Origin of the sequence: Thermococcus gorgonarius (assembly GCF_002214385.1) — an archaeon.
In the GTDB taxonomy this organism is placed as follows: Archaea; Methanobacteriota_B; Thermococci; order Thermococcales; family Thermococcaceae; genus Thermococcus; species Thermococcus gorgonarius.
Window position 1 is genome coordinate 1,385,917 of the sequence record NZ_CP014855.1, and the last position, 26,519, is coordinate 1,412,435.

A 26,519-nucleotide genomic window follows, 5' to 3' on the forward strand; every position below is an offset into this window, starting at 1 on the left:
CCTTTTTCTCACCGGAATCTATTTAAAGCGTGCATTGACTATATAGACGGTGTTTCTTAATGGAGTTCAGAAAGATACAGTTTACGGGCAGGAGTTCGTACATAATATCACTGCCCAAAAAGTGGGTGCTCGAGAACGAGCTTAAACAGGGCGATACAGTTCCTCTGATCATTAACCCAGACGGGAGCATAACCATACTTCCCAGAAAACCCAGGGGAAGCGGTGAAAAAATGGCGATCAGTATATCAAAGGAATTCTCCCCCGACATGGCGGTTCGTCTGGCTATTTCAGCATACATCCAGGGCTACGATACCCTTGAGATAAAGTTCCAGGAGGAGATGCCGTTCTACAAGGTCAAGCTGAGGAAGACACTCCAGAGCCTTCCGGGAGTTGAGATAATACTGGACGAGCCCCAGAGGATAATAGCAAAGAGCCTCCTTAACGAGAGCGAAGTTAACCTCTCGGATATTCTCACGAGAATACGGTCAATTTTGATGTCAATGATAGGAGACCTCCAGCTTTTGATCCAGGATCCAAAGAACGAGGAAGTCCTGAGGGATATCTACGATCTGGAGAACGAACTCGACAGATTCTACTTTCTCGTGATAAGGACCGTCAGCAGGCTCTTGACCCAGAGGACGGTAACCGAAGAGAGCGGGATAATCAGGAGAAGCTTTGACATGATCGGGATACTGTTCATAGTTAGGAACATTGAAAGGATAGGGGACCACATAACAAGGATCGCCGAGAATCCTGAAAAGCTGGACTTCGAAAAACTGGGGAGACTTTTCGTAGAGGTTTTAGACAGAATCGAAGATAGGGACCTCAAAAAGATTGACAGATTAATGCTAGAGCTGAAAAGAGAGATAAGAGGAATAGACTCAAAGGAATCAACCGCAAAGGAGAGCTACCGGAGAATCCTGGAATACCTCGAGAACATAGGGGAGACGATAATCAACATGGCAATAGGCCAGTGAAAGGTTATAAACCGTTCATTCTTTTTTCCGGTGATGAAAATGGAGCCAGCAAAGGTAATAATGACAACCAGGGTCGATCTCGCATCTATGAACATAAAAGAGAAGCTGATCCAGAATTTCGGATTCAAGAAGACAGAGACCACCTTTGACGGGAACACTGTGTTCAAGCTAAAGGACACCGTGATATTAACCACGAACGAAGAGATGATATACTACGATGGCCTTGATTCCGAGATAGAAAAACAGATCGGGATAAAGCCAGAGATCATTGTCTTTGCGTCCAGACATTCCAGCAAGCAGAAGCTTCCAGCGCTTACTACCCACGTTACCGGAAACTGGGGAAAGGCCATGTATGGAGGAAAGGACGAAAGCCTCGCCATTGCCCACCCAGTTGCCATGAAGCTTGCCCTTCTCAAGCTCCACGAACTGAACGACCTTGACTGGACGGTGTGCTACGAGGCGACCCATCACGGGCCAAGCGAGCTAGAGGTTCCAAGCCTGTTCATAGAGATAGGCTCAAGCGAAGAGGAATGGGTGAATGACAGAGCAGGCGAGATACTCGCCGAAACGATAATCTACGTCATTAACAACGTGGAAAAGACAGAAAAGAAGTTCAAACTGGCTTTGGGAATAGGAGGGGGCCATTACGCGCCCAAACAAACAAAGAGAGCCCTTGAAAGTGATCTGGCCTTCGGCCACATACTGCCAAAGTACGCTCAGCCTGTAAGCAGGGAAGTTTTGATGAAGGGAATAGAACGAAACTACGGAAAGATTGAGGCCATCTACGTGGACTGGAAAGGAAGTCGCGGAGCCACTAGACAGATGGCAAAGGAACTTGCCCAAGAGCTGGGACTCGAATTCATCAAAGATTGATGGCCATGACGAAAGGTTTAAAGAGTTCCACATCAATATACTCCAGCTTCGAATATCCGAACATTTATATACTTCCAACTCGAGTTTGAGAAAGGTGTTAAATTGCCCCGGAGGGTCGGAGGATGTTGAAACTGATTGAAGACGCCATGGATAAAGCCGCTTCAGGTCAGGTAGGATCCAAAGTTCCAGAGGCTTCGTTTTCAGAGCAGAGTGATATAGACGAGGAACTCAAAAAGCTTCTCGAGCAGATTCAGGCAAAGATATACGTTGTTGGTGTCGGCGGTGCTGGCTGCAACACAATAAACAGGATGATGCAGGTTGGCATTCAGGGAGCAAAGATAATAGCCGTTAACACCGACGCTCAGGACCTTCTGAAGATAAGGGCCCACAAGAAAATCCTCATAGGAAAGGAACTTACCAGGGGCCTTGGAGCAGGAAACAACCCGAAGATAGGTGAAGAAGCTGCCAAAGAAAGCGAGAGGGAAATAAGAGAAGCCCTGGAAGGGGCAGACATGGTCTTTGTTACCTGCGGTCTCGGTGGTGGAACCGGTACCGGTGCCGCTCCGGTTATAGCGGAGATGGCCAAGAAGATGGGCGCCCTCACGGTTTCGGTTGTAACGCTACCGTTTACGGTTGAGGGAATAAGGCGCATCAAGAACGCTGAGTACGGTCTCGAAAGGCTCAGGAAAGCCAGCGACACCGTCATAGTCATCCCGAACGACAAGCTCATGGAAGTTGCCCCGAACCTGCCGATACACATGGCATTTAAAGTGGCGGACGAGATACTTGTCCAGGCAGTCAAGGGCATCACCGAACTTATAACCAAGCCGGGCCTCGTTAACCTCGACTTCAACGACGTTAGGGCCGTCATGAAAGACGGCGGCGTAGCCATGATCGGTATCGGAGAGAGCGACAGCGAGAAGCGCGCCCTTGAAGCTGCCCAGCAGGCTTTGAACAGCCCGCTCCTTGACGTTGACATCAGCGGTGCGAAGGGCGCTTTGATAAGCATCAGTGGAAGCGACGTCAAGCTCGAGGAGGCGCAGCAGATAATTGAACTCGTTACCAGCAAGCTCGACCCGGAGGCTCAGGTCATCTGGGGAATCCAGCTGGATGAAGAGCTGGGCAAGATGATAAGGATTTTACTCGTTGTCACTGGTGTTAGCTCACCTTACGCAGTTTCAGAAGAAGAGCCATCCACCTATGAGGGCGAAGAGAGAAGAATTGTGAAGCTAAGCGTTGATGAGTTCTGACCACCGTTACCTTTTTATTTGCTTTTGGAAGCTTAAGCTAAGTCAGTAAAAACCGCCGTTTGATCATACGTGGGGTGTTCATTATGGCTGAAGGGTACGCTGAGAAAATTAAGAACTTCCTGGCCGAATCAAGGAGAGTCCTCCTGGTCACGAGAAAACCAAGCTGGAAGGAGTACAAGATGGCAGCAAAGATAACCGGAGTCGGAATGATCCTTATAGGAACCATCGGCTTAATAATAACCATAATCGGCTACCTCATCCTTGGCGGACAAGGTCTCTGATCGGTGGTAGGGATGAGCGAGGGAAAGATCTACACAGTGCGTGTCACTGTAGGCCAAGAGGAAACAACTGCGAAACTCATATACAGTAAGGTAAAAACGTACAACCTACCCATCTACGCTATCCTGGCCCCATCAAAAGTTAAGGGGTACATATTCATAGAGGCGCCGAGCAAGAGTGCCGTTGACGAGGCCATAAAGGGGATAAGACACGCCAAAGGAACCCTGCCGGGCGAGATAAAGTTCGAAGAGATAGAGCACTTTCTCGAGGAGAAGCCAGCTGTTAGCGGCTTCGAGCCTGGAGATATCGTTGAGCTTATAGCGGGGCCCTTCAAAGGCGAGAAGGCCAAGGTTGTCAGGGTTGACGAAGCCAAAGACGAGATTGTAGTTGAGCTCATAGGTGCCATAGTCCCGATACCGGTCACGGTTAGGGGCGAATACGTTAGACTTATAAGCAAACACCAAAAGGATTGAAGGACATGATAACCAATTTAACGGTAAGAGGTGAGAGAAATGCCACAGGTCGTTGAAGTGCTCGTTGAGGGTGGAAAAGCATCTCCCGGACCCCCGCTCGGTCCCGCTATCGGTCCGCTCGGACTTAACGTTAAGCAGGTTGTTGATGAGATCAACAAGGCCACCAAGGAATTCGAGGGGATGCAAGTTCCCGTAAAGATCATCGTTGAAGATCCAAAGAAGAAGACCTTCAGAATTGAAGTAGGTATTCCACCGACCAGCCAGCTCATAAAGAAGGAACTGGGGATTCCAAAGGGTTCAAGCGAGCCCGTTCACAGCCCTGTTGGAAACCTGACCATGGAGCAGGTTATCAAGATAGCCAAGATGAAGATCGACCAGATGCTCTCACCAACTCTCAAGGCAGCAGCCAAAGAAGTTATCGGTACGGCACTCAGCATGGGCGTTACCGTCGAAGGCAAGGACCCAAGGGAAGTTCAGAGAGAGATCGACGAGGGGGTTTACGACGAGCTCTTTGCCAAGGCTGAGGAGGCCGAGTGAGGCCTCTTTTTCAACATAATTTCGGGGAAAACTTTAAAAATACATGCCTCAAGCCATTTTTGGTTCTTCGTTTAACTGCTTAAATCGAGAACGAAAAGAAAAGGGAGGGCTGTAAAGTGGCCTTCGACAGGCAGAAACTCGTGGAAGCGGTGAAGGAGGCGAAGGCCCGGGCTAAGCCGCGCAACTTCACACAGACCGTCGAGATAGCAGTCAACCTCAAGGATATAGACCTCCGCAAGCCGGAGAACAGGTTCAAGCTTGAGGTTGTACTGCCCCACGGTCGTGGGAAGGAACCAAAGATCGCGGTCATCGCTGATGGTGCCGTTGCCGAGGCGGCTAAAAAGCTCGGGCTTGATGTGATTAGTGGAGAAGAGCTTGAGGAGCTCGCTAAGAGCCCAAGGCAGGCCAGAAAGCTGGCGAAGAAGTACGACTTTTTCATAGCGGCAGCTCCATTGATGCCGAAGATCGGTAGGTACCTCGGTAGGTACCTCGGTCCAAGGAACAAGATGCCGGTGGTCGTTCCGCCAACGATGACAAACCTCGAGCCGATAGTTGAGAAGCTCAAAAAGACCGTCAGGATACAGCTCAAGAACAACCCCGTTGTTCACGCCAGAATAGGGACGGAGAACATGGACGACGAAAAGCTCGCCGAAAACGCCGAGGCCGTTCTCCAGGCTATCATCAACAAGCTGGAACGCGGAGAGAACCAGATAAAGTCAGTGTACGTCAAGACGACAATGGGCCCGGCCGTGAAAGTTGAGAGGTGAGGGAAATGGCCCACGTAGCCGAGTGGAAGAAGAAGGAAGTTGAAGAGCTCACCAAGATAATCAAGAGCTACCCAGTGATAGCGCTCGTTGACGTGGCCGGCGTCCCAGCTTACCCGCTCAGCAAGATGCGTGACAAGCTCCGCGGAAAGGCACTTCTCCGCGTGAGCAGGAACACCCTCATCGAGCTGGCCATAAAGAGGGCCGCCCAGGAGCTCGGAAAGCCCGAACTTGAGAAGCTCATCGACTATATACAGGGCGGAGCAGCTATACTCGCCACCGAGATGAACCCCTTCAAGCTCTACAAGCTCCTTGAGGAGAGCAAGACTCCTGCACCTGCCAAGCCGGGAGCCGTTGTTCCAAAGGATGTAGTTATTCCCGCAGGACCAACTTCAATCGCACCGGGTCCTCTCGTTGGTGAGATGCAGGCCCTCGGTATTCCGGCGAGGATCGAAAAGGGTAAGGTGAGCATTCAGAAGGACTACACTGTCCTTAAGGCGGGTGAGGTCATAACTGAACAGCTCGCAAGGATCCTTAACGCCCTCGGCATCGAGCCGCTTGAGGTTGGTCTTAACCTCCTTGCAGCCTACGAAGATGGCATAATCTACACCCCAGAGGTCCTTGCAATAGACGAGAGCGAGTACATCAACATGCTCCAGCGGGCTTACATGCATGCCTTCAACCTGTCCGTCAACACGGCTTATCCAACCAAGCAGACAATCGAGGCAATCATCCAGAAGGCATTCCTCGGAGCGAAGAACGTTGCAGTCGAGGCTGGCTACATTACCAAGGAGACTGTGGAGGACATCTTTGGCAGGGCCCTTCGTGCAGTCCTGCTCATAGCTCAGAACCTGCCCGAGGAGTTACTTGATGAAAAGACCAAAGAGCTTTTAAACGCTCAGGCCCAAGTGGCCGTTGCGGCTCCTCAGCCGGCAGAGGAAAAGGTTGAGGAGGCCGAGGAAGAGGAGGAAGAAGAGGAAGCCTCTGAGGAGGACGCGCTCGCTGGACTGGGCGCGCTCTTCGGCTGATTTCCTTTCCCCGTATCCCTAACCACATGATATAAAAAGAAAATGAAGATGATTGGAGGTGTGAAGAATGGAGTACGTGTATGCCGCTCTGCTGCTCCACGCCGCTGGTAAGGAGATAAACGAGGAGAACCTTAAGGCAGTCCTTGAGGCCGCAGGTGTTAGCCCGGACGAGGCTAGGATAAAGGCCCTCGTGGCAGCCCTCGAGGGTGTTAACATCGACGAGGTCATCGAGAAGGCCGCCATGCCGGTTGCCGCCCCGGTTGCTGTTGCCGCCGCTCCGGCTGCCGGTGAAGGCGGCGCCGCTGAGGCCGCCAAGGAAGAGGAAGAAGAGGAAGAAGAAGAGGTCAGCGAAGAGGAGGCCCTCGCCGGTCTCGGCGCCCTCTTCGGCTGAACTCCTTTTACTTTTGTCTTCTTTTGGAAAGCGCTATTCTCCTGCTCCCCTGATAATTTCCGCGATATGGGTTCTTTGCAGGCCCTTCAAGTCTGATAAAGGCTATCTGAACGAATCTTTCCCCATATTTGAGCTCAACCGGTTCGTCAGAGGCATTGAACAGCATGAGGGTCAGGTTTCCATCCCATCCCGGGTCGACCCAGGCAAAAGAACCCAAGATGCCTTCCCTCGCCAAGCTGCTCCTGATCTTCATGTCCCCCATGATATCGTCCGGGAGCTTAACTCTCTCCAGAGTTAGAACGAGGGCATGGGTTTTTGGAGGGATTACTATTCTGCCCTCCTGCTCGACGTCGATAAGCTTGCCGTTTATATAGGCTTCTTTTCCTACCCTCAGGTCATAACCCGCAGGCTGTAGCGAATCCTCCGAGAAAGGCTCAATCAGTATTTCCTTTCTGATTTTCCAGTCGGGGAGCATCATGAAAACCACCGCAAGCTTTATTTTGCAAACTCTTAAAACACTTCCGAGGGCCCGTGGCCTAGGGGATATGGCGCCGGCCTTCGGAGCCGGTAGTCGCGGGTTCGAATCCCGCCGGGCCCGCCAGCAGAATTCATGAAGATAATTTGCCTTTGAAAACAGGAAGCTTTTGGAAAAGCTTGACCAAAAGAGTTTTTCTTGTGAAAAAGCAGAAGATCAGTTGTGTCCTGTCCAAGGAGCACGTTTTAGGGGTTTAAACTCAAACTAACCTTTTTCAAACAGTTTCAACTTCATTATCAGCGCCCGAAGGGCACTTTAGGGAGTGAAACACTCTCAAAAAGAGCAAGCGAGTAAAAACCCTTCCAGAATTTGAATCTTTAGAAGAAGCATCTCATCTTCCGCCAGCGCTTTCGTCAGAAAGGGCTGTAATGGTGGGCCCGCGGGGATTCGAACCCCGGACCTCCACCTTGTAAGGGTGGCGTCATAACCAGTCTAGACCACGGGCCCGCCCGAATTGAAAAACCGAAAAGCGAATATAAAGCTTTCGCTAGACGTCCCTGAGGATTTCCTCTGGAGCCCCCGCGAACTCGACCAGATACTCCGCCTCCACTATGTGAAGCCTTCCGGGGACTATCAGGACGTGCGGCTGTCTGCCAAAGTCCTCGTTGATGAGATCCTTAACGTAGCCTGCCCTGAGCGTTGGGTTCAACGAGCCAGCCCTTGCGAGGACTACGACAAGAGTGTCAGGCGTAAAAACTCCCTGCCCCTTCATCTCCTCCACCTTAAGAAGGATCTCCATCGCCTCGTTGGCAGTCATGTAGCGGCCCTGGTCAGCTTTTATATCTAGGAACAGAAGCGTGTGGAGGTTTCTCTCCTTGTTTTCCCGTATCACATCGTAGTGACTCGTAGGAAACCAGTTCTTCTCGGGATAGGCAACGGTGGCGCTCTTCCCGAACTTGTAAATGTGTAGCCCGGTTATTGCCACTGCTGAGTATATGCTGGGCGCGTGGATAACGTAGCTCTCTACTCCAGCTTTCTTCGCCCGTATTCTAAGATCGGAGTGCGTCGTTGCCACCATCGGGTCCCCAGCTGTTAGGAAGGCCACATCCTTCTCCTTCGCCGCAGGCAGAACTATCCTCTCGAAGTTCAGCTCAACGTCTTCCCTGCTGAGCCTTCTTATTGGCTTTCCTATGAGCTCCTCTATCTTCTCTATCGTCGTCCCGGCAAGGAGGGAAGTGTAGAACTCGGCAAAGACCTCGTCGCATTTTCTAGCTATTTCCAGCCCCTTGAGGGTGATGTCCTTCTCATCGTAAAGGCCAAGGCCTATGAAGTAGAGCACCATCTCAACCACCGGAACTGGCTTGGAGAAAGGCCTTAAAAAAGCTCTCCAGAAAATCAAAAGAGGGAAGAATCAGACTATCAGGGAGACGAGGTCCCTTATAGCCTTCTCGGGGTCTTTAGCCTTCGTAACGCCGCTCGCGAGGAGAACACCAACGCTACCGAGTTCGAGGGCCTTCTTGACGTCCTCGCCCGTTGAGATGCCCGCTCCCGTGAGAACCTTAACCTCGGGGTTAACCTTCTTAACGAGTTCCACGGTGTTGGTTATCACTTCCGGCTTGGCCTTGCTGACGGGAATTCCGGTTCCTATGAGTTCAGGCGGCTCAACTGCCACGTAATCCGGGCCAAGAGCTGCTACAGCAGCTGAAACCGCCGGGTTGTTGGAGCAGACCATCGTCATGAGGCCGACTTCCTCTGCCCTCCTGATGCTGGCCTCAAGGTCCGCCAAGATCATCCTGTTCTCCGAGTGGTTGAGGAGCGTCCCAACCGCGCCGGCTTCCTTCACGGCCTCTGGAAGAACGTGCCCGGTGTGGCTTCCTGGCTTTATCGGGTCGATGTGCTGTGCAAAGACGGGAATCTCGACGCTCTCCGCTATCATCCTGAGGTCTGCCAGCTGGGGCGCCACTACTATGGTTATCCCCGTCTCCTTCCAGACCTTTTCAGCTGCCTTCGCTATCGCCAGCGCCCTCTTTCCGGTGGCCTCGATGTAGGTCTTGAAGTTTATCGCTATAATCGGCTCCTTTAGCTTCTCCATAGGTATCACCGGAGGTGTTATGCTTTCCTCCCTTAAACCTCTTTTGGTTATTGTAGCGAGGGCTCTTTGAACTGGCTTCTGTTATTTTCGGAAGAGACCGTGTAATCACCTACACAAAAGAGTTAAGTATCAGCCGACCGTTATGAATAGGGGGATGAGACATGAACAAACCTCTGCTCATAATGGCTATCATAACACTGGCGCTGTTCGGTTACGCAGTGAAAACGGCCCACCTGCCTCCGGCCAGCGTTGGCTACCACGAGGTCTTTTATCTCGACAACCAGAGCGTCGTCTTCGTTGAAAAGGACGGCTGGGGCCTCTTTGACATGGACATAAACCCGAAGGTCAAAGGATTTGAGATGCAGATCACCTTCCCCGAGGGAACGGAGTATCTGATCGAGCACAACGGAGAGCAGAAAAGGGGAAGCGACGAGTTCAAGACGACCGTAAGCAACGAGGGTACCATGTACGTCCACTTCAAGGTCCCCGACGATCTCGTTAAGTCACTCTACTATGAGAAGGGCACTGCCCAAGTCAAAATACACCTTGAAAAGGCCCCCTTCTGGAGGGACGATTACACACTGACCCTAGCCCCGAGGAAGTCCGATTGATTGGGCTCCGCCCCTACCTTCCAATTTCTCCTCGAGTTTCTCCAGAAATTCTCCTGCCTCTATAATCTCCAAATTGAGCCCTATCTCTTGAGCGTAGTTCAAAACCCAACCGGGTTTGGCGTTTCTGAACGGGGTTACAACCCAGAGCTCGGGAAAGCCAGCCCTGTGGGCCTTAACCACGTCGTAGAGGAGCCTCTGCGGAAACCACTTGAAGGACGCTTCAAGCTCTATCGCGAGGAGCTTTTTCTCTCCGTTGAGAACGGCTATGTCTATCCTCGTGCCGTCAGACGTTCTGTACTCGGGAACGGCCTTCAGGCCCAGCCCTTCCGCCAGAGAGACGATTTCCCGCGTTAGGGTTTTGACCTTGATTTTGGACACCTCAGAAAAGAGAGTAAAAGAAAGCTCAGCCGAGCCTCTTCTTCACCTCTTCAATGGCCTCCTCGGCCTTGAGCGGGTTCTTGATTCTTCCCTGCGCTAATTCTTTCCTTCCGCCGCCGCCACCTCCGGCGACGCTCGTTATTACCTTCGCCAGCTCGCCGGCCTTGATATCAAGGCCGTCTCCGACCGCAACGACGAAGTGCCCCTCTCTAGTAATGAGGACGATAACACGCTTGTCCTTCCTGAGCTTGTTGGCAGCCTCGCGGAGGTCGTCTATCGTCCCCTCGACTACCCTGCCGATGAACTCTATCTCGCCAACCTTCTCGACCTCGCTTTCAAGCTCGTAGACGAGGAGCTTCGCCAGTTCTTTCCTCAGCTTCTCGACTTCTTTCTTGGCCTGCTTCCACTCGTTGAAGAACCTCTCGGCCGTCTCAGGCACTTTCTCCGGCGGCACGCGGAATATCTCGGCGGTCTTCTTGAGTATCCTCTCTGTCTCCTGCATCCAGTTTACCGCGGCCTCTCCAGCCGCGAAGATTATCCTCTCCACGCCGTCCTGTATTCTCTCGGTCCTTAGAATCTTTATCGGGCCGATAAGGCCAGTGTTAGGCAGGTGCGTTCCACCGCAGGCCTGGACGTCCCAGTCCTCTATCTTCAGAACCCTGATAACTCTTCCCGGAACGACTCCACCCTGATATAAGCGGAAGCCGTACTTTTGCTCTGCCTCCGTCCTCGGGAGCCACTCCCAGGTGACCTTCCTGTTCTCCATCACAACCCTGTTGGCGAGGCGCTCTATCTCCCTCAGCTCCTCCTCGGTTATGCGCTTGTAGTGGGATATATCCAGGCGGGCCCAGTCGGTGTGGAGCTGCGAACCAGCCTGCCAGACGTGCTTTCCTAAAACGCGAACAAGTGCACCCATGAGGACGTGCGTTCCGGTGTGGTGGCGCATGTGCTGGATTCTCCTGTCCCAGTCGAGCCTTCCGTGGACTTTGGCTCCCACCTTAAAGAGCTCCGGCTTCTCGACCTTGTGCAGGATGACCTTTCCGACCTTCTGGACGTTTGTAACCTTGACTTCCTCGCCATCAACCACCAGAACGCCCGTGTCGTAGGGCTGGCCTCCGCCTTCCGGATAGAATGCCGTCTGGTTGAGGACTACCCAGTCGTCTATGACCCTGAACACCTCAGCATCGAACTCTTTCATAAACGGGTCCTCGTAGTAGAGCGTCCTCGTGTCCGGTAAATCCTTCACCAGCTCGAAGTCAACGACGTATTCCCCAGCCGTCTTTTTCTCGGTCTTCTCGGCCTGCTTGGCGACGAGAGTGTAGAAGTTGTCGGGTATCTCGACCTTGACACCTTCCTTCTTCGCTACCTCTTTGACTATCTCTGGTGTCAGACCGTGGCTCTCGTAGAACAGAATGAGTTTCTCCAGCGGGATCTCGTTGATGCCCTTCTTCTTGAGCTTCGCTATTTCGCGCTTCACGAGGTCGCTTCCCCTCTTCAGCGTTTCCTGGTAGCGCTTCTCCTCGACGTTGATTATGTCGAGGATAACCTCTTCCATCTCCTTGAACTCTGGGAACGTTGGAGAAAGCTCCTTTATGTGCATAGCGACGATTTCAGCGAGCGGTATCTCAAGGCCGAGCTCGCGGAGGTGCCTTATGCTCTTCCTTATGAGGAGCCTCGCGAGGTAGCCCGCTTTGACGTTGGACGGAATCACTCCATCGGCTAGCATGAATGTTAAGGCCTTGGTGTGGTCGGCTATGGCGTAGATGAGCTCGTAGGGCCTTACAGCTTTCTCAAGCTCTTCGACGCTTATCCCAACCCTTTTGGCAACCTGCTCCCTCAGATAGCGAAGGTCGCCCATGTCCTCGATGTCGAACATTCCAGCGAGGCGGGAGTTCTCCATCAGGATTTTCTCGTCTATCTTCTCAACTCCGGCCATCTTCTTAAGGGGTTCGATAACGTAGCCTAAGACCGCGTCGTAAGCCGTCGGCGTTCCGTGGCTCATCCAGACAAGCCTCTCGAGACCGTAGCCGGTGTCAACGACCTTTGTCTCCATTGGAACGTAGAACTCGCCCTTTATCTCGACGACCTGGCTCAGGTCGGCGTTTTCGGGAGCCTTCTTGTACTGCATGAAGACGAGCGTAGCCACCTCAAGACCGCGGTAGAGCACCTCGAAAGCCGGACCGGCGTTTCCACCACCTGCCCAGGGGTTCTCCTTGAAGGTTATGTCCTCGGGCTTCATTTTGAGCTCCTTGGTGAAGAACTCGAAAGCTAACTCAACGGTCTCGTCCATCCAGTAGATAGGCTTGCCCGGGTAGTTGAAGGCGTGGTGGGCCATCATCTCGAATATCGTGAAGTGCCTGCCGGTTATTCCGACGTTGTCTATGTCCGTGAACCTTATCGACGGCTGGCTTATTGTGAGCGGGTTCGCCGGAGGGTCAGCTTCGCCGCTTATGACCCAGGGCTGGAAGTCCATGATTGAAGCGCCGACAAGGAGAACGTCATCACGCCAGCGCGGAAGGACGGGATAGCGCTTAACTCTTCCGTGGCCCTTCTTCTCGAAGAAGCTCAGGAACTTCTCGCGCATCTCGTCGAGGGTGTACTTCTTTGGAATGCCTGGCTTTCCGATGAACTGGTACTCGTCACACGGCGGGTCGCCGCAGGTCTCCCTATCGGGGTCGAGCGTCCAGAAGTATTTGCCGCACTTTGGGCACTTCTTTCTTATCCATCCCTCTTCTTTAAACATCCTCGTGGTCATGTCCATGCTCATGAGAACCACCTCTCCTCTGAAACTAAAGGTCTAAAAAAGGGAAATGCTAATTAAGGTTTTGGTTCTTCCTGAGACCCTCTGGTTCGGGGTAGTAATACATTATGCCCTCTTTTACGAAAAAGTACACGCCAGAACTTTCATCGTATATGACCCTTTCGTTCATGTCTATCGCCGCGTTTACGAGGTCTTCGAGCGTATCGGCCCGTATTTTGATGTACGGGACAAAGTTCTCAAGGCGCCCCCTGCTTATCCACTTCCTGTACTTCCTCTCCTGTTCGATGTGTTCCAGGAACTCTTCAGGGATTTCCATCTTTCTATTCCCGAACCAAAGTCCTAGTGAAAGCACCCCGCCCACGGCAGAGACCAGAGCAAGAGTCTTGTATGCTGTGCGCTTTTTCTGGTTGACTCGAACGGTGTAGGGAACTTTTTTTGACGTCGTCATGGTGGAGTTTTGGGAGTCGCCCTTTATCGAGTAGAACCCCTGGTAGGGAAAGGTTATCTCACCCCTTAACTTTTGGTTGCCCTTCACCGGGATGCCGTCCACAGTGCCGGAGTAACTGACTTCCCCGATTACATCAACTCCCGCACTTTCCTTCGGGAGCCTCAGGTAGGAGCTTGCCGCTTCAAGCTGTCTGTAGAGATCCGTTACGTTTAGCGTTATGGAGTCGCTGAAGCCACTCCCACTCCCGCTTTTGGAGAGAGTCGCGTACGTGGCCTCAAATATTCGGTCTTTGTCGTATGCGATGTAGTACACCACCTTCAGCGTTCTGTTGAACTGAAGGTGAACGTTCCTGCCAGAAACGTTGAAAGAGAACTCCAGCCTGCTCTCAGGAAACACATCCACAGGGTATATTGGAAGGGAGACCAGAGAGCCCTCCGGCCAGAGGGGATTGCTCTCACCGACAATGCCCTTTCCATTGACCTGTCCCATCCAGGAGTAGAGGTCCTGGGTAACGGTTCTCGTTTTGTGGAGGCTGGTAGGGGTCGTCAGATATGCGTGGGCCGAGTAGAGAGCAATCAGAAACAGGAACACCGCGAGGGGCACTCCGTATTTCCTGAAAAAGAAACCCGAGCTATGCCCTCCGGGTGACATACTTATTCCTCCTCCGAACGATTCTAAAGTTTGGTTCCTCCTTTAACCAGAGGGGGAACGCCAATATAGTTATGGCTAGGGATAGTATAAGGTTGAGCCCTCTTAGTATAAAAGGGTTGACCTCGTAGAGGCGCACTACCCACATTACCGGGAGAACCGAGTTAACCGCGTAGTCATAATCCCCCACGAGTTCCTCCCCAGGCCGAATCAGTTCGTAATCCGGAACTCCTCTCCTGAGAACAAGGACTGGGAGCCTTCCGGTGTTTCTACCGTCCTCAATGGAAGGGGACAGCAAGAGAGTGAAGAATATCAGGGACACCAGAAACACTCCTCCAAGCCTTGGAAACAGCACGACCTCCCTTGATCTCGCCCTCACGAGGGAGAGCCTGATCAGCTGCCGGTCCAGTTTGGGGGAGTAGTGGAGGATCTTGGGGAGCTCGGTAAGGACAACGGCCATTCCAGGAACCAGAATCGTGAAGAGGTAGAAAAGAAACCTTGCCCTCTTGTCGGGGTTGTGCCGGGTCAGGAAGCCGAGCTTGGGTATCGAGAAAACCGCCTTTCCGTAAACGTTCTCTTGCGGAACCAGAAAGGGATCTTCATCGCCGTTGTTGTCACCCTTGGTCTTGAAATAGCGCGTCCCGTTCTCCTCAACGATATCAACCACGCGGTGGGTCACGAAGGTCGTCTCGTCTTTCGAGTTGGGCGGGTGAAAGGCCACGACGTCCCCAACCTCAACCTGCGCCGGGTCTGTTTTCTCGAGCAGAACTATATCGCCGGGGTTGAAGTAGGGAATCATTGAGCCGCTCAGAACAACCATGGGAGTGAGCCTCGTGAGGTAGGGAATGACCGGAAGGAGGAGTAGGATGATAACCAGGAGAATAATCGAACGGATCTTCACACCCTCACCCCCCGAGTCTGAAGCTGATGGTTCTGGTGTAGTTCCCGTCAAAAAAGAACGTTATCGTGAAGGAGTAGCTCTCCCTGAGCTCCATCCCCTTGAATTCGAAGGCTATCGGGTACCATATCCCTTCCTTGAGCATCTTATTCACCGTGAAGACCGCGGGGGAGGTCTGGCCTATTCTCCCGATCCTGCAGCACCCTATCCAGAACCTCTCCAGCTCTCCTCCACCGCTCCAGCTGATTGAGACTTTCCTCAGGGTGGCGTTGCCTCCGACGGAGCGGATCCATACGTTGGTGAGAACCCCCTTGCACGAGGATCCCCAGCACTCCGTTCCGCCGCGAGGGGGCCCTATCACTTCGCCTGCTGTGTCCTTCCAGCCCCGAGGAGTCACGTTAAAGCTCAAATCACCCCGACTTCCCCCGCAGTGCAGAACCAGAATGGGATTGGGGTATAGAACCTCAACTTCAGGCGTCCAAGTCCCGGCCTTTATGGTTACGTTCTCTATTGTTTCGATGTCAGAGAAGTAGGAAAAGGTGCCATAGTAGGAGTAGAGGGAGAGAACTGATGATATAATGACTATCAATGTTAACAGTCTCTTCATCATTTCACCACCAGGCCGGTAATGGCCACTATGAGCAGTCCAACGGCAGACACTTCCAGTGCTATTTTAGCCGCGAGATCAACTACTTGCACAAGGGTTGTTAAGAGCCCCGTCTGGGGATCCGCCGGCGAGCCACTTTTCGGCATTCCGGGGAGGAGCAGCCATATGGCAGCAGCAGTCATCAGGAACAATAAAAGAAAGATCAGACGGGCCCTCATCGGCCTCACTCAGGCAGCACTGGAACTGGATATTCTGTGAACCCATAGGGGCTCAGTATCTGCTGGCTTGAATCCTGCGCTAGTGCAACGTGGACGATTATCTCGCACACATCGCCCTGCCAGTAGTTCTGAGGCTGTCCGGTGTCCTCTATCCAGAGATACATGTCAAACTGCCCATATTTTTTATTCCATAGTGCGTCATTCACATCTCCGTTTACCCTGGGCGGCGCGGGGAGGTTGTACACGTTGTATACTACATCTCCCAGCGCAGCGCCATTCTCTAGCTGAAGTGTCGCCGAAGGGCCAATCCACTCTTCTCTGTACTGCATGTTCACTTTAATTTCCTGCGGAAGGTCTCCTACACCGTTTACTTCATCCGGTTCTGGGCCCCATGCCCGGCCGTTATCGATGTTGCCATCGTCGTCTTCCCAGCACACAAGCTCAATTGCTATCTCCACGTGGTCGGCATCAACCGTGCCGTTGTTTATTATTTTGATATCCCCATTATACAATGACCCCGGAACGGCGTTGGGAATAAACCACTGCCCATTTGCTACAGGAACACCATCGGTCAGCACGAGGTCAAGCGTTCCCAGCTCTATGGAGTTTCCTTCACTGGTCTCGGTGTCCTGGTAAATTGCCCACGTGCCGTAGCCGGCCCCTGCAAAGACAAGGCCGATGAGGAGGAGAGCCACTGCAATGCTTTTCATCTCTGGTCACCCCTGTAAAGAATTAAAATGGGGTCAGCTCTGCTCGAGGTAGAACTCGATGTCAAACTGTATCTTGTCACCCTGTATTCCGTTGTCGGCGTTCGGGTCAATCGTCCACGTAATGGTAAGGGTCTCGCTAGTCCCGTGGGCGAGAGCTCCAAGGTCAATCTGCTGGTTCTCAAGCTCACTCAGGGATACATGGGTGTCTCCGTTGGTGTCATAGCTGCTCAGATCGACAGGGTTTCCGCCCAGGGTCATCGTGATGTAGGTAACATCCCTAAGGTCGCTCGTTCCAGTAATGTCAGGGTCTGTAGAGGAGCCTTCAGTAGTATAAACATAGTTCTTAAATGTCGCGGTTAGGGTTCCGTCAACGCTTCCTGCATTGTGTATGGTTATGTCCCAGCTGTCCGAGTCGCCAGGGGCAATGCCGTCTCCTCCAACTCCTCCAACAACTTGAGATGTGTGGAACTGCCCGACTCCACTAACTTCCAGATCAAGGGTTCCAGCCTGGATGTAGTTCCCGCTGCTCGTCTCGGTGTCGCTGAAGTAGGCCCAAGTTCCTGCTCCTACTCCTACGGCCACAAGGCCGACCAACAACATAGCAACAAACACGGCTTTCATCTTTCATACCTCCTTGTACGGGGGTATCCCCCGATGGATACTGTGGTTCAATTGGGTATTTAAGCAAAAAGAAAAGAGATTACTAAGGTGAGTTACTAAAGTGAATTAAGGTGGCAAAATCAGAAACTTAGTTCCGGAACAGAGTTACTGGTAACAGCTGGACTCCACCATAAGCGTATTTAGAAAAAAACCAGCTCTTTCTATCTCTTTCTTTTCAGACCGCTCAACTTGAAGATCAAAGGAAAGCGTCCAGATCCCTTGCTATTTCGAAGAACTTCCTCAGGAAGGCTTGTCCCTTTTCAGTTGAGACAAAAACTTTCCTCCCATTCCGTTCTGCTTCCTGGATATAACCACTTTCCAGGAGGTGTTCCAGATACTTGGTGGCTAACTTAAAGTTCAGGTTTGCCCTGTAAACTATCTGGGTTTTGGTGGCCCCGACACCGTTCGTGGACCTGATTATGTCAGCTATAATCTCAACTTTCGACCTTCTCATCCGCCGAGCCTCCGGGTTTTTCCGTGGCGGATTTTATACCCCGGATTCAAGTCCCATCGATATAACAGTGTTATTCCTCCCATTTCTTTCGAACTTCATGTATTTAAATCTTTCGAAGTCTTGTTACTAAAATTTTCACTAACATATACACGCTATTACTTAACATACAATAATTTCAAAATTGTGAGTACGTAACGGCATAACATCCAAATATTATCTGCCTGGCGTTATGTATCTTTAATAAGGATCTATGTTTCATAAGAATTCTCTAGAACACTATTTCTCTGGTTGGATATATTACGTACAGTTCGATGTTTCATCTGGATACATGACATCATGGTGACAGGTGTTTTCGGACTATTCCTCAGAAAAGTCGATGTCCTCAAACTCTTCCTCATTTACCAACACTAGGGGCACCTTCAGCTTTTTGAGAAACTCCAGAATCTGTCTCTCCCTGCGCTCTAGGAGATCCACCTTGTGCCTCAGGCTGGTGTTCTCTATGCTCAGGCTCGTTACCTCTTCGGTCTTCTTCCTGAGCTGCATCCTGAGCTCTATTATCTCCTCCTCAAGCTCCCTGACCGAGAGCTCAAGCCTCTTTATCTCCTCGATATACTCCCTGCAGAGGCGCTTCTTTATCATTTCGGTCAGCCCCGCGAAACCTCCTCACCGCTCAGGGGGCTCCAGATTCATCATCCCTACGACACAAAGGGTTTTAACGGTTGCCACTTATAAAGGCTGGGGATTGTTGATGGCTGGATTCCTCCGGAAGGTATTCCATAAGTGGCGCTCCAAATGTCCGTTCGTGAGGCGCTTTGAGGAGTGGAGGATGAAGAGAAAGGCGAAGGAGTTCAAAGTGAAAAAAAGGCTAAGCTAAAGTCCAAGTAATCCGAGGATTTCCTCTACAACCTTTTCCTTCTCAACCGCCTTCTGTTCACCGCTGCCCATGTCCCTTATAGTTACCTTGCCCTCGGCCAGATCCCTCTTTCCGATGAGGACGACGTAGGGAACGCCAAGCCTTCCTGCGTAGTCGAGGGCCTTGCCTATCTTTCTGCCGGTGAGCTCAACGTCCGCTTTAACTCCTGCCATCCTCATCGCTGAAACGATCTCAATAGCGGCTTTTTTGACTTCGAGGTCTTCTCCTATGGGAATGACGTAGACGTCCGGCCTGAGCTTTGGCTCTGGTATAAGGCCCTTCCACTCCAGGATGGGAATCAGGCGTTCGATTCCTATGGCGAAGCCCGTTGCTGGAGTTGGTTTTCCGCCGAAGACCTCTATGAGGTTGTCATACCTGCCACCGCCTCCGATCGAGCCGATTCCAAGGTCGTTCGGTGCTATCGCCTCGAAGACGACGCTCGTGTAGTAGTCAAAACCCCGCGCTATTCCGAGGTCTATCCTTATCCACTTGGAGACGCCGTAAGCATCGAGAAGATCCACTAGTTGATAAAGGCGTTTAATCTCCGCTTTTGCTTCATCGCTCGTAAAGAGCTCCTCAGCCTTGGGAAGAACCTCATCCGGCTCGCCTTTGATTTCAATCAGCGATAGAACCTTCTCAACACCGTCGTCGCTTAGCCCGAAGTCCTCAAGGGCCTTAATGAACTCCTCCCTTGAGAGCTTGTCCTTCTTGTCTATGAGCCTCATTAGACCGATATCATCCTTAACGCCGAGCATCTTGGCGAACTCGTCGAGCAGAATCCTGTCGCCAATATTGACTGTGAAGTCCTCTAAACCCGTCGCGAGGTAGCTCTCGACGAAGAGCGCTATGACCTCTGCATCGGCCTCAACCTTATCGCTCCCGATGAGCTCAACGCCGGCCTGCCAGAACTCCCTATACCTGCCGCTCTGGGGTTCCTCATAGCGGAACATGTTGGCCATGTAGTACCATTTTATCGGCTTTGGAGCGGTCTGGAACTGGTTAACGTAGAGCCTTGCCACGCTCGATGTCATGTCCGGTCTAAGCGAGATGTCTCGCCCGCCCTTGTCGAGGAAGGCGTAGAGCTGTTTAACGACCTCCTCACCGCTTCTCAGCTTGAAAAGCTCTGTGTATTCGAAAGTCGGCGTGAGGACCTCGTGAAAGTTGTAGCGCTCAAAGACCTCGCGGATTCTCTCGAAGACCCACCGTCTCTTCGCCATCTCCCCAGGGAGAAAGTCCCTCGTCCCCTTAACGCGCTCAATTTTCATCCCTTCCACCTCCCTAGAGAAAGGATAGGAAAGTTAAAAGGTTATCCTCCAGCCGAGGTCATTAAGAGGTATATTCCAACGACACCCTCAACCATCATCTGGGCCCCAATGGCCATTATGAAGAGACCTATTATCCTTATCGTCACGCTGAGGAACGTTTTGTTCACCGATTTCATCATGTAGAGGGCTACAAACATCGAGAGGGCCACGATTGCTATCGCTATGGCTGTTGCCGAGAGGGAAACCACATAGCCGTATTCGGCCGTTAGGGTTATGACAGCTGTTATCGCGGCTGGACCAGCTATGAGGGGCATCGCGACTGGAACGGCCGCTAGGGCCAGTATATCCTTCTCCCTCTTGAGGGTGAACATTCCACCGCCTTCAAGTGCCTCAAGGCCTATCTTAAACAGGACGAAGCCGCCAGCTACCTTGAGTGCGTTTATGTCGATGTGGAATATCTCCTGCAGGATTATCTGACCTGCTATCGCGAAGCTCGCAAGGAGAAGAAAGCCTATGAGGTTCGCCCGGATTATAAGGGCCTTTATGTCCTCTATGTGAAAGTCCTCGCGCAGGAAGGTAACGAGGAGTATCTTGTCGCTCGGGTCAATCATGATGAGCATGAGCAGTGCCGAACTGAGTATCGTGGAGAGCTCGCTCATATCTAAAGCTTCAGAAACCCATTTAAAAAGCTATGCCAACCTTCGAAGGCGATGACGAAACCGGCACTGGCTGAATCGTGATGAGCACTCGGTTGGCGGAGCTATTTGGAGTATATCCACTTCAAAAGCGGCGGCGTTATGATGGTCGTCGTGAAGACCATTAGTATGGCCACCGTGAGCGCGTCGCCGCCAACGATACCGCTCGCCATTGCAACCGAGAGCATTGCGAGTTCTACACCCATCCTCGGTATCATGCCCACCCCAATTCTCAGGGAGGGGAACCAGTCAAAGCCCGCTATCTTTGCACCGATTCCACAGCCGATGACCTTGCTGAGAACGGCCGCTATCGTGTAGAGAACCGCGAAGAGGCCCGCGTGGAGTATGTATGAGAGCTCTATCCTCATTCCGATTTCAACGAAGAAGAGAGGGATGAAGAGGGAGTAGCCGAGGACGTTCATGTGCTCCATTATCGCCTTTTTCTTCGAGCTCTGACCGAGGGCGAGGCCCGTTAGGTAAGCGCCGAGGATTGAGGCGAGGTTGAGGTGTTCGGCTAAGAAAGCAAAGACGATGAGAAATACCAGCGCAAAGGACGTCTCCACTTCGGGAAGGTCCACCCTTGAAATGTACCTGAAGATCCTCTCCGCCAGCTCCGGGCCGAAGTAGAGGAAAAAGAACAGCAGGAGGGAGACCGATATTACAACCTCCGCGAGATTCGCGTAGTTGACCCGGCCACCCCTTACTATCGAAATTGCTATGGTCAGAACAAGAATTCCAAGGACGTCGTCGACGACCGCTGCTGCCAAAATCGTCGTTCCCTCTTTTGTGTTCAGCCTTCTGAGCTCCATGAGAACCTTGACGGTTATGCTTACACTTGTGGGCGTCATAAGTGCACCGTAAAGTATCGCCTCGTGAAAAGGCACGAAAAAGTAGGCAACGGAAAAGCCAAGAAGAAACGCAACAACCACGCCGAGGCCTGCAACGATAACGCTCTGCTTCCCCACGCGCTTGAACTCTTCAAGCTCACTCTCAAGGCCTGCTATAAAGAGAAGAAGCAAAACACCGAGGTTTGCAAACTCGCCGATTACGGGGTTGGTCTCAAAGAATATCCCAATCAAAAGGCCACCGAATATCTGGCCGAGAACCACAGGCTGGCCTATTTTCTCGAAGAGGTATCCCATGACCTTCGCCGTTGCAAGCATTATGGCTATCAGGAGGAGTATCTCCATCCTATCGCCCCTAATCCTTTGAGAACGCCCACTTCAGCAGGAAGGGCGTTACTATTGTCGTTATCACCACCATGGTCACGGGTATGGCGAAAGTGCCCCTGTCAAAGACGCCCTCCCTCAGGGCGACGTTGGCCATTATCAAAGCCACCTCCATGCGGGGTATCATGCCGACACCGACCTGGAGGGCCTCTCTGGGTTTGAAGCGGGAGACGAATGCTCCCAGGCCACAGCCGAATATCTTCCCGAGGATTCCCAGGAGCGAGTAGACGAGAGCAAAGACTCCGGCGTGGGTCAGAACGCGGACGTCGCTCTCTATTCCAATGCTGACGAGGAATATCGGGATGAAGAGGGAGTAGCCTATTGTCATTGTCTTGTTGCTTATCTCCCTCGCCTCCTCCGTACTGGCGACCAGGATTCCGGCAAGGTACGCACCGGTTATGCCCGCTATCTGGAACTGCTCCGCGAGATAGGCGAATATGAGCATTATTGCTATTGCCATAGCAGTTAGAGTTTCGGGGAGAGTTATTTTTTCCGAGGCTTTGAGGGCCTCTTTAACGGCAGGATGCCCCACCAGGAGGCCCAGGGCAAAGTAGACCGCGACCTCACCAAGGATAATCAGCAGGTCCTTCGCATAGACGCTCCCGCGGGTGTTTATACCGACCAGTATCGTCAGCACTATTATACCGAGCACGTCGTCGACGACCGCTGCTGCCAAAATCGTCGTCCCCACCCTCGTGCGGAGCTTCTTCATCTCCATGAGTATACTGGTGGTAAGACCGACGCTGGTGGCTGTGAGAATGCCGCCCAGAAAGAGCGCCTGAATACTTGAATATCCCCAAGCCATGGCACCGAGGTAACCTAAGATAAAGGGCACGAGGACACCGAGAGCGGCTATTATAAACGCGGGAACGCCGACGTGCTTGAACTCCTCGACGTCGGTTTCAAGACCGGCCAAGAATAGGAGCATGACGACTCCCAGCTCCGCCAGGAGTTTTACCCCCTCGTCATAGCCAACCAGCCCAAGGACTGACGGTCCTATGAGGATTCCACCGATGAGCTGGCCGAGGGCCGCTGGAAAGCCGAGGCGAACGGTCAGGTAGCCAAACAGCTTTGCCACTATCAGTATCAGCGCGAGCTCAAGGAACACGTCCATGATTATCATCCCTGTGCACTTATTCTGACCACACTAAGGATTGCCTAAAGGGTTACATTGAGACTATGCGTATGAGACGAATTATGTCTTTAACCTCCAGGAGGCCGTGAACGCGGTTCTCATCGTCAACAACAGGAAGGTGGTGCTTCCCGGTTTCAAGCATCAGCTTTATGGCCCTCCCGAGGTCGTCCTTAACGTTGATCGTTATTGGTTTCTTGACCATTATGTCCTCAACGCGCGAAGCCCGGTTTAGAGAGTACTTTTTCAACAGGTTAACCCCGACTATGGAGTACCTCCTCGGAGGCTCAAAGAAGTTTAGGAGGTCTTTCATGGTTATAAAGCCGAGGAGCCTTCCCTCCTCGTCAACGACAACGGCTGAGCTCTCCTCCCCTCTGAGGTCCTGTACAAGCTTTGAAAGCGAGTCGCTGGGGTGGAGGGTCAAAAATTCCGTGTCCATCACCAGCTTCACGGGCACCTTTGAAATGTAGCGGATGTTGTGGCTGAGCTCCTCCTTTCTCTTCATCTGAATAAGCCGTCTCTTGCTGTGGATTATGTGTATCTTTTTAGCTTTCGAGTTCTTGGCTTTGTCTGAACTTTTATCTTCCATACCCCCCACTGACAAACACTAATGCGCAGAGGTGTTTAAAGCTTTCGGGAATTTTTTGACACTCAATACTCAAAAATTCTGGAATTTACCCAATACTTTAACCACAAAATTGCCAAAAGATTTTTAAGGGGCCTTCCATAAAAGTTGGCAAGGGAAATATGGTTTCTAACAACGAAAGCGGAAAAGCCTATGACGTTGTTATTATTGGAGCCGGCCCGGCAGGTCTTTTTGCGGCCTACGAGCTCGCGGAAAGGAGCGATTTTAGAATTTTAGTTATCGACGAGGGCGGAGACGTTGACCAGAGGAAGTGTCCGATGTACGAGCTCGGCCACTGCATAGGCTGTCAGCCCTGCCACATAATGAGTGGTGTTGGAGGAGCAGGTGGGCTGAGCGACGGGACGATAAACCTCCGCCCCGACATCGGCGGCGACCTGAGGGAACTCACTAACGACGAGAACTACGCCTGGCAGCTCGTCTGGGAAGTTGACCAGATTTTTCTGAGGCACAAAGCGCCAAGGAACCTCTTCAAGGGCGACCCTGAGCAGGTCCGCTACTGGGAGCAGAGGGCGGCACAGGCGGGAGTGAAGTTCATCCCAATAATTCAGCGCCACATCGGTTCCGACAGGACGCCTGAAGTCATAGGCGACATCAAGAGGCACCTTGAGGGCAAAGGCGTGAAATTCCTCTTCTGGACTAAAGCTTTGGAGTTCGGTCAGGGATGGGTTAAAGTTAAGCACGGAAAGGACGTCTTCAAGATTAAGGCCCGCTACATAATCGTCGCGCCCGGAAGGGGTGGAGCGGAGTGGTTCCACGACGTTGCCAAAAAGATAGGCCTGAAAGCCAGACACGGGCCCATTGACGTCGGAGTTAGGGTTGAGGTTCCGGCCATAGTGATGGAGCCGATAACGAGCATAAACCACGACCCCAAGTTCCACATCTACACCGACACCTACGACGACTTCGTGAGAACCTTCTGCACCAACCCGAACGGCTTCGTCGTTGAGGAGCGCTACGACGGCTACGTTGGGGTGAACGGCCACTCGATGCACGGGAAGAAGAGCAACAACACCAACTTCGCCTTCCTGAGCAGGATAGAGCTGACGGAGCCCGTTGAGGATACAACCGCATACGGCAGAAGCATAGCGCAACTGGCAACGACCATAGGCGGCGGAAAGCCCCTCATTCAGCGCCTCGGCGACCTGAGGAGGGGAAGGAGGAGCACGTGGGCGAGGATAAAGAGGAGTGACGTCGAACCCACTTTAAAGCACGTCACACCTGGCGATATAGCCATGTCCCTGCCACACCGCGTCGTCACCAACATCATAGAGGGTCTTGAGAAGCTCGACCGCGTTCTTCCGGGAGTTGCGAGCGACCACACACTTCTCTACGCCCCGGAAATCAAGTACTACGCGATGAAGGTTGAGGTTGATGAGAACCTTGAGACGAGCATAGAGGGCATTTTTGCAGCGGGAGATGGCGCTGGGCTTAGTAGGGACATCGTTAACGCCGCCGCAACCGGCCTCTTGGCAGCGAGGGGAATACTCAAGAAGGAGGGCCTATACACCGAGAAGGACTTCAGAATGCCAGGGAACTGGAAGGAGAAAATTGAAAACATCAGTTAATTTTTTTAACTCCTTTTAACCGATATTTTTAGAGGGACTACGTATGGGGGCAATCGCCAAGCTCTTTGGAATGGTGTTTTTGATATTCGTTCTCTGGCTGGGATATGTGGGCTATTCTATTAGTCAGGGTATCTCGGGCTTACATGCTCAGTGGGGACCAGTCAGCGAGGAGAGAACTTCGATAGAAATAACCGGCTCTTTTAAAAGACCGCTCTACGCCCCAATATCGCTGAAAGACGCAGAAGTTATTTTCATGAACGAAAGTGTGGCTAAGCTAAGCAGAATGGAGTACTCACCCACCTCAACCGATTTCAAGAGCGAAATAGTGATATTCAACAGGGAAGTGGTGGACGCGATTCTCAAATACCTGGAAAACAACGAAAGTGGGGAGATAGTGGTAAAGATAGTTCCCGCTCTTTTTGGAGCACTCTCAACCGAAATTGAGACTTCAATTCCCTTTAGGGAGAAGATACTGGAGAGCATCCATCTGACTGCAGAGAGCCACGAGGTGGCTGGAATTCCGGGCGTCAAGACGCCAGAGCTAAGGGATACCCTGGTGAGGTACGACGGTAGGGAAGGAGACAAAGCAGTCTTCACCACGGTTCTGGTACTGTACAACCCAAACTCTTACCCGCTCCCACTGGTGAAAACCTCTTACAGGGTGTGGATCAACGGGATAGAAGCCGCCTACGGTGAAAGCGAGAGAAACGTTGTTATTCCAGCGGGAGGAACCGTTGAACTGCCGGTCAAGACATACGTAAACCTGTCTTCACTACCAAAGGTATGGGCCCTGCACGTCAAAAATGGCGAAGAAAGCACCGTAAGGGCCAAACTCTACTTCAGAATCCAGATAAATCTGCCTCTGACAGGGAAGATAACCAAAGAGGTGGAACTAACCACCATTGAAAAGACCGTCAAAACCAACATCATGGATCAAATAAACTCCAAGCTTTCCGGGCTCAACACTTAAAAAGTACACCTCTTTTTTTCTTCTTGGTGAGACACATGGCAAAGCCAAACGTTCGTGAGATTCACGACTTTCTGAACGAGATGTGGGAAAGCATTTTCACGCTCAACGAAGAACTTAAGGCCGAGCTCCCGGGTGAAGGCTTCAAGGTCGAGGATGTTGAGGAGGTCTTCGGTGCTTACGTCTTCCTGGACGGCGAGTGGAGGCTCATGAAATACCCTCACCCGGCATTCGAGATAAAGCCTCAGATTGAAGTCGGCGCCACACCGGAAAGTTACTACTTCGTCGTTGCTGTTCCGAAGGAGAAGGTGAGCGAGAACTTCGTCGGGCTGTTCATCGAAATCTTTCCTCGGAGCTTCATCTATGGTGCAGAGGACTTTCTGAACGACGTCTACAACTGGAGGCGCGACGGAAGGGTCTCCCCCACTGAGGTTCTTGAGAAGATCTCCCGGAGCGACGAGAAGGTCTTCCAGTTCGAGGCCAACTTCGGCTCCGCGAAGGCCCTGAAGCAAGGGGTAAAGAGGCTCATAGAGCTTGGAAAGCGCTTTGAAATCTTCGATCTCTGAGGTGTTCCC

32 protein-coding genes and 2 tRNA genes are annotated in these 26,519 nt (G+C 52.0%); 15 read left to right on the forward strand and 19 right to left on the reverse strand.

The genetic code is table 11. The features are described 5' to 3' along the window. Positions 1–59: 59 nt before the first annotated feature. The 9 genes from A3K92_RS07720 (at position 60) to rpl12p (ending at position 6,572) form a co-directional block, all read left to right on the forward strand. Positions 60–977, forward strand: coding sequence for a phosphate uptake regulator PhoU (locus A3K92_RS07720; protein ID WP_088885704.1), 918 nt, complete (start codon positions 60–62; stop codon positions 975–977). Between the two features lie 39 nt (positions 978–1,016). Further along, on the forward strand, positions 1,017–1,850 hold the full coding sequence (locus A3K92_RS07725) for a D-aminoacyl-tRNA deacylase (RefSeq protein ID WP_088885705.1): 834 nt from the start codon (positions 1,017–1,019) through the stop codon (positions 1,848–1,850). 122 nt (positions 1,851–1,972) lie between these two features. Further along, positions 1,973–3,100: a cell division protein FtsZ gene (ftsZ, locus tag A3K92_RS07730; protein ID WP_088885706.1), complete on the forward strand. Its 1,128-nt coding sequence runs from the start codon at positions 1,973–1,975 to the stop codon at positions 3,098–3,100. An 83-nt stretch (positions 3,101–3,183) separates the two neighbouring features. After that, entirely contained in the window at positions 3,184–3,381 is a 198-nt protein-coding gene (locus tag A3K92_RS07735; RefSeq protein ID WP_088885707.1) for a protein translocase SEC61 complex subunit gamma, read from the forward strand. 12 nt (positions 3,382–3,393) lie between these two features. After that, positions 3,394–3,852: a transcription elongation factor Spt5 gene (locus A3K92_RS07740; RefSeq protein ID WP_088885708.1), complete on the forward strand. Its 459-nt coding sequence runs from the start codon at positions 3,394–3,396 to the stop codon at positions 3,850–3,852. 39 nt (positions 3,853–3,891) lie between these two features. Then, on the forward strand, positions 3,892–4,389 hold the full coding sequence (locus tag A3K92_RS07745) for a 50S ribosomal protein L11 (RefSeq protein ID WP_088885709.1): 498 nt from the start codon (positions 3,892–3,894) through the stop codon (positions 4,387–4,389). A gap of 116 nt (positions 4,390–4,505) precedes the next feature. After that, positions 4,506–5,156, forward strand: a complete 651-nt coding sequence (locus A3K92_RS07750; RefSeq protein WP_088885710.1) for a 50S ribosomal protein L1 — start codon at positions 4,506–4,508, stop codon at positions 5,154–5,156. A 5-nt stretch (positions 5,157–5,161) separates the two neighbouring features. Beyond that, on the forward strand, positions 5,162–6,181 hold the full coding sequence (locus tag A3K92_RS07755; protein WP_088885711.1) for a 50S ribosomal protein L10: 1,020 nt from the start codon (positions 5,162–5,164) through the stop codon (positions 6,179–6,181). Between the two features lie 67 nt (positions 6,182–6,248). Beyond that, the gene (gene rpl12p, locus A3K92_RS07760; protein WP_088885712.1) at positions 6,249–6,572 is read left to right on the forward strand and encodes a 50S ribosomal protein P1; all 324 of its coding nucleotides are present in this window, start codon (positions 6,249–6,251) and stop codon (positions 6,570–6,572) included. 7 nt (positions 6,573–6,579) lie between these two features. On the opposite strand, the gene dcd is transcribed toward rpl12p, so the two are convergent. After that, positions 6,580–7,050 carry a dCTP deaminase gene (gene dcd / locus A3K92_RS07765; RefSeq protein ID WP_088885713.1) on the reverse strand — a complete coding sequence of 157 codons (471 nt, stop codon included), beginning with the start codon at positions 7,048–7,050 and terminating at the stop codon, positions 6,580–6,582. A gap of 47 nt (positions 7,051–7,097) precedes the next feature. On the opposite strand from dcd, the gene A3K92_RS07770 reads away from it, so the two are divergent. Next, a tRNA-Arg gene (locus A3K92_RS07770) sits at positions 7,098–7,173 on the forward strand. Between the two features lie 303 nt (positions 7,174–7,476). Here A3K92_RS07770 and A3K92_RS07775 read toward each other — a convergent pair. The 3 genes from A3K92_RS07775 to tpiA form a co-directional block, all read right to left on the reverse strand. Next, positions 7,477–7,554, reverse strand: a tRNA-Val gene (locus A3K92_RS07775). Between the two features lie 40 nt (positions 7,555–7,594). Next, positions 7,595–8,389, reverse strand: a complete 795-nt coding sequence (dph5, locus tag A3K92_RS07780) for a diphthine synthase (RefSeq protein WP_088885714.1) — start codon at positions 8,387–8,389, stop codon at positions 7,595–7,597. 69 nt (positions 8,390–8,458) lie between these two features. After that, positions 8,459–9,139 (reverse strand): triose-phosphate isomerase, encoded by a 681-nt coding sequence (gene tpiA, locus A3K92_RS07785; protein WP_088885715.1) that lies wholly within the window; start codon positions 9,137–9,139, stop codon positions 8,459–8,461. Positions 9,140–9,300: 161 nt separating this feature from the next. Between tpiA and A3K92_RS07790 the strand changes: the two genes are divergently transcribed. Then, complete coding sequence (locus A3K92_RS07790) at positions 9,301–9,750, forward strand: hypothetical protein (RefSeq protein ID WP_088885716.1); 450 nt, start codon at positions 9,301–9,303, stop codon at positions 9,748–9,750. Here the strand turns inward: A3K92_RS07790 and A3K92_RS07795 are convergent. From A3K92_RS07795 to A3K92_RS07840, 10 genes are all read right to left on the reverse strand, one after another. After that, the gene (locus tag A3K92_RS07795) at positions 9,727–10,128 is read right to left on the reverse strand and encodes a hypothetical protein (RefSeq protein WP_232460863.1); all 402 of its coding nucleotides are present in this window, start codon (positions 10,126–10,128) and stop codon (positions 9,727–9,729) included. The two genes, A3K92_RS07790 and A3K92_RS07795, sit on opposite strands and share 24 nt — an antisense overlap. A gap of 25 nt (positions 10,129–10,153) precedes the next feature. Further along, positions 10,154–12,895 carry an alanine--tRNA ligase gene (gene alaS / locus A3K92_RS07800; RefSeq protein WP_088885717.1) on the reverse strand — a complete coding sequence of 914 codons (2,742 nt, stop codon included), beginning with the start codon at positions 12,893–12,895 and terminating at the stop codon, positions 10,154–10,156. Positions 12,896–12,941: 46 nt separating this feature from the next. After that, positions 12,942–13,988, reverse strand: coding sequence for a DUF5305 family protein (locus tag A3K92_RS07805; RefSeq protein WP_088885718.1), 1,047 nt, complete (start codon positions 13,986–13,988; stop codon positions 12,942–12,944). Continuing rightward, positions 13,969–14,886: a signal peptidase I gene (locus A3K92_RS07810; protein WP_157722443.1), complete on the reverse strand. Its 918-nt coding sequence runs from the start codon at positions 14,884–14,886 to the stop codon at positions 13,969–13,971. Before A3K92_RS07810 ends, A3K92_RS07805 begins: the two co-directional genes overlap by 20 nt. A gap of 4 nt (positions 14,887–14,890) precedes the next feature. Further along, the gene (locus tag A3K92_RS07815) at positions 14,891–15,490 is read right to left on the reverse strand and encodes a SipW-dependent-type signal peptide-containing protein (protein WP_157722444.1); all 600 of its coding nucleotides are present in this window, start codon (positions 15,488–15,490) and stop codon (positions 14,891–14,893) included. After that, positions 15,490–15,672 carry a hypothetical protein gene (locus tag A3K92_RS07820; protein ID WP_157722445.1) on the reverse strand — a complete coding sequence of 61 codons (183 nt, stop codon included), beginning with the start codon at positions 15,670–15,672 and terminating at the stop codon, positions 15,490–15,492. The genes A3K92_RS07815 and A3K92_RS07820 overlap by 1 nt, the downstream gene beginning before the upstream one ends. A 41-nt stretch (positions 15,673–15,713) precedes the next feature. Continuing rightward, positions 15,714–16,418: a TasA family protein gene (locus tag A3K92_RS07825; RefSeq protein ID WP_088885722.1), complete on the reverse strand. Its 705-nt coding sequence runs from the start codon at positions 16,416–16,418 to the stop codon at positions 15,714–15,716. A gap of 33 nt (positions 16,419–16,451) precedes the next feature. Beyond that, positions 16,452–17,039: a TasA family protein gene (locus tag A3K92_RS07830; RefSeq protein ID WP_088885723.1), complete on the reverse strand. Its 588-nt coding sequence runs from the start codon at positions 17,037–17,039 to the stop codon at positions 16,452–16,454. 235 nt (positions 17,040–17,274) lie between these two features. Further along, entirely contained in the window at positions 17,275–17,532 is a 258-nt protein-coding gene (locus A3K92_RS07835) for a winged helix-turn-helix domain-containing protein (RefSeq protein WP_088885724.1), read from the reverse strand. Positions 17,533–17,889: 357 nt separating this feature from the next. Further along, positions 17,890–18,171 carry a hypothetical protein gene (locus tag A3K92_RS07840; RefSeq protein ID WP_088885725.1) on the reverse strand — a complete coding sequence of 94 codons (282 nt, stop codon included), beginning with the start codon at positions 18,169–18,171 and terminating at the stop codon, positions 17,890–17,892. A 109-nt stretch (positions 18,172–18,280) separates the two neighbouring features. Between A3K92_RS07840 and A3K92_RS09690 the strand changes: the two genes are divergently transcribed. Then, entirely contained in the window at positions 18,281–18,406 is a 126-nt protein-coding gene (locus A3K92_RS09690) for a hypothetical protein (protein WP_257789294.1), read from the forward strand. On the opposite strand, the gene hisS is transcribed toward A3K92_RS09690, so the two are convergent. The 5 genes from hisS to A3K92_RS07865 form a co-directional block, all read right to left on the reverse strand. Then, positions 18,403–19,710, reverse strand: coding sequence for a histidine--tRNA ligase (gene hisS, locus A3K92_RS07845; protein ID WP_088885726.1), 1,308 nt, complete (start codon positions 19,708–19,710; stop codon positions 18,403–18,405). The genes A3K92_RS09690 and hisS overlap by 4 nt on opposite strands. Before the next feature lie 41 nt (positions 19,711–19,751). Beyond that, positions 19,752–20,369 (reverse strand): MarC family protein, encoded by a 618-nt coding sequence (locus A3K92_RS07850; protein ID WP_088885727.1) that lies wholly within the window; start codon positions 20,367–20,369, stop codon positions 19,752–19,754. 101 nt (positions 20,370–20,470) lie between these two features. After that, a complete protein-coding gene (locus A3K92_RS07855) occupies positions 20,471–21,595 on the reverse strand; it encodes a cation:proton antiporter (RefSeq protein WP_088885728.1) in 1,125 nt (374 codons plus the stop codon). A 10-nt stretch (positions 21,596–21,605) separates the two neighbouring features. Then, entirely contained in the window at positions 21,606–22,748 is a 1,143-nt protein-coding gene (locus A3K92_RS07860; RefSeq protein ID WP_088885729.1) for a cation:proton antiporter, read from the reverse strand. 52 nt (positions 22,749–22,800) lie between these two features. Continuing rightward, positions 22,801–23,355: a CBS domain-containing protein gene (locus A3K92_RS07865; RefSeq protein ID WP_088885730.1), complete on the reverse strand. Its 555-nt coding sequence runs from the start codon at positions 23,353–23,355 to the stop codon at positions 22,801–22,803. 158 nt (positions 23,356–23,513) lie between these two features. Between A3K92_RS07865 and A3K92_RS07870 the strand changes: the two genes are divergently transcribed. Genes A3K92_RS07870 through A3K92_RS07880 form a run of 3 tightly spaced genes read left to right on the forward strand, consistent with a single transcriptional unit; the run spans position 23,514 to position 26,510 of the window. Continuing rightward, positions 23,514–24,977, forward strand: a complete 1,464-nt coding sequence (locus A3K92_RS07870) for an NAD(P)/FAD-dependent oxidoreductase (protein WP_088885731.1) — start codon at positions 23,514–23,516, stop codon at positions 24,975–24,977. Between the two features lie 43 nt (positions 24,978–25,020). Continuing rightward, positions 25,021–25,947 carry an LEA type 2 family protein gene (locus tag A3K92_RS07875; RefSeq protein WP_088885732.1) on the forward strand — a complete coding sequence of 309 codons (927 nt, stop codon included), beginning with the start codon at positions 25,021–25,023 and terminating at the stop codon, positions 25,945–25,947. Positions 25,948–25,982: 35 nt separating this feature from the next. Continuing rightward, entirely contained in the window at positions 25,983–26,510 is a 528-nt protein-coding gene (locus tag A3K92_RS07880; protein WP_088885733.1) for a DUF3201 domain-containing protein, read from the forward strand. The last annotated feature ends 9 nt before the right edge of the window (positions 26,511–26,519 follow it).

Coding starts and splice junctions, on each gene's coding strand:
- A3K92_RS07835 (WP_088885724.1), bottom strand. CDS start 17,532: ATGAGAAGGTCGAAAGTTGAGATTATAGCTGACATAATCAGGTCCACG.
- A3K92_RS07860 (WP_088885729.1), bottom strand. CDS start 22,748: ATGGACGTGTTCCTTGAGCTCGCGCTGATACTGATAGTGGCAAAGCTG.
- A3K92_RS07830 (WP_088885723.1), bottom strand. CDS start 17,039: ATGAAAGCCGTGTTTGTTGCTATGTTGTTGGTCGGCCTTGTGGCCGTA.
- A3K92_RS07820 (WP_157722445.1), bottom strand. CDS start 15,672: ATGACTGCTGCTGCCATATGGCTGCTCCTCCCCGGAATGCCGAAAAGT.
- A3K92_RS07880 (WP_088885733.1), top strand. CDS start 25,983: ATGGCAAAGCCAAACGTTCGTGAGATTCACGACTTTCTGAACGAGATG.
- A3K92_RS07850 (WP_088885727.1), bottom strand. CDS start 20,369: ATGAGCGAGCTCTCCACGATACTCAGTTCGGCACTGCTCATGCTCATC.
- ftsZ (WP_088885706.1), top strand. CDS start 1,973: ATGTTGAAACTGATTGAAGACGCCATGGATAAAGCCGCTTCAGGTCAG.
- A3K92_RS07840 (WP_088885725.1), bottom strand. CDS start 18,171: ATGATAAAGAAGCGCCTCTGCAGGGAGTATATCGAGGAGATAAAGAGG.
- A3K92_RS07875 (WP_088885732.1), top strand. CDS start 25,021: ATGGGGGCAATCGCCAAGCTCTTTGGAATGGTGTTTTTGATATTCGTT.
- A3K92_RS07815 (WP_157722444.1), bottom strand. CDS start 15,490: ATGAAGAGACTGTTAACATTGATAGTCATTATATCATCAGTTCTCTCC.
- A3K92_RS07855 (WP_088885728.1), bottom strand. CDS start 21,595: ATGGAGATACTCCTCCTGATAGCCATAATGCTTGCAACGGCGAAGGTC.
- rpl12p (WP_088885712.1), top strand. CDS start 6,249: ATGGAGTACGTGTATGCCGCTCTGCTGCTCCACGCCGCTGGTAAGGAG.
- A3K92_RS07790 (WP_088885716.1), top strand. CDS start 9,301: ATGAACAAACCTCTGCTCATAATGGCTATCATAACACTGGCGCTGTTC.
- A3K92_RS07725 (WP_088885705.1), top strand. CDS start 1,017: ATGGAGCCAGCAAAGGTAATAATGACAACCAGGGTCGATCTCGCATCT.
- A3K92_RS07755 (WP_088885711.1), top strand. CDS start 5,162: ATGGCCCACGTAGCCGAGTGGAAGAAGAAGGAAGTTGAAGAGCTCACC.
- A3K92_RS07745 (WP_088885709.1), top strand. CDS start 3,892: ATGCCACAGGTCGTTGAAGTGCTCGTTGAGGGTGGAAAAGCATCTCCC.
- A3K92_RS07720 (WP_088885704.1), top strand. CDS start 60: ATGGAGTTCAGAAAGATACAGTTTACGGGCAGGAGTTCGTACATAATA.
- A3K92_RS07740 (WP_088885708.1), top strand. CDS start 3,394: ATGAGCGAGGGAAAGATCTACACAGTGCGTGTCACTGTAGGCCAAGAG.
- A3K92_RS07805 (WP_088885718.1), bottom strand. CDS start 13,988: ATGTCACCCGGAGGGCATAGCTCGGGTTTCTTTTTCAGGAAATACGGA.
- tpiA (WP_088885715.1), bottom strand. CDS start 9,139: ATGGAGAAGCTAAAGGAGCCGATTATAGCGATAAACTTCAAGACCTAC.
- alaS (WP_088885717.1), bottom strand. CDS start 12,895: ATGAGCATGGACATGACCACGAGGATGTTTAAAGAAGAGGGATGGATA.
- A3K92_RS07735 (WP_088885707.1), top strand. CDS start 3,184: ATGGCTGAAGGGTACGCTGAGAAAATTAAGAACTTCCTGGCCGAATCA.
- A3K92_RS07865 (WP_088885730.1), bottom strand. CDS start 23,355: ATGGAAGATAAAAGTTCAGACAAAGCCAAGAACTCGAAAGCTAAAAAG.
- dph5 (WP_088885714.1), bottom strand. CDS start 8,389: ATGGTGCTCTACTTCATAGGCCTTGGCCTTTACGATGAGAAGGACATC.
- A3K92_RS07870 (WP_088885731.1), top strand. CDS start 23,514: ATGGTTTCTAACAACGAAAGCGGAAAAGCCTATGACGTTGTTATTATT.
- hisS (WP_088885726.1), bottom strand. CDS start 19,710: ATGAAAATTGAGCGCGTTAAGGGGACGAGGGACTTTCTCCCTGGGGAG.
- dcd (WP_088885713.1), bottom strand. CDS start 7,050: ATGATGCTCCCCGACTGGAAAATCAGAAAGGAAATACTGATTGAGCCT.
- A3K92_RS09690 (WP_257789294.1), top strand. CDS start 18,281: ATGGCTGGATTCCTCCGGAAGGTATTCCATAAGTGGCGCTCCAAATGT.
- A3K92_RS07825 (WP_088885722.1), bottom strand. CDS start 16,418: ATGAAAAGCATTGCAGTGGCTCTCCTCCTCATCGGCCTTGTCTTTGCA.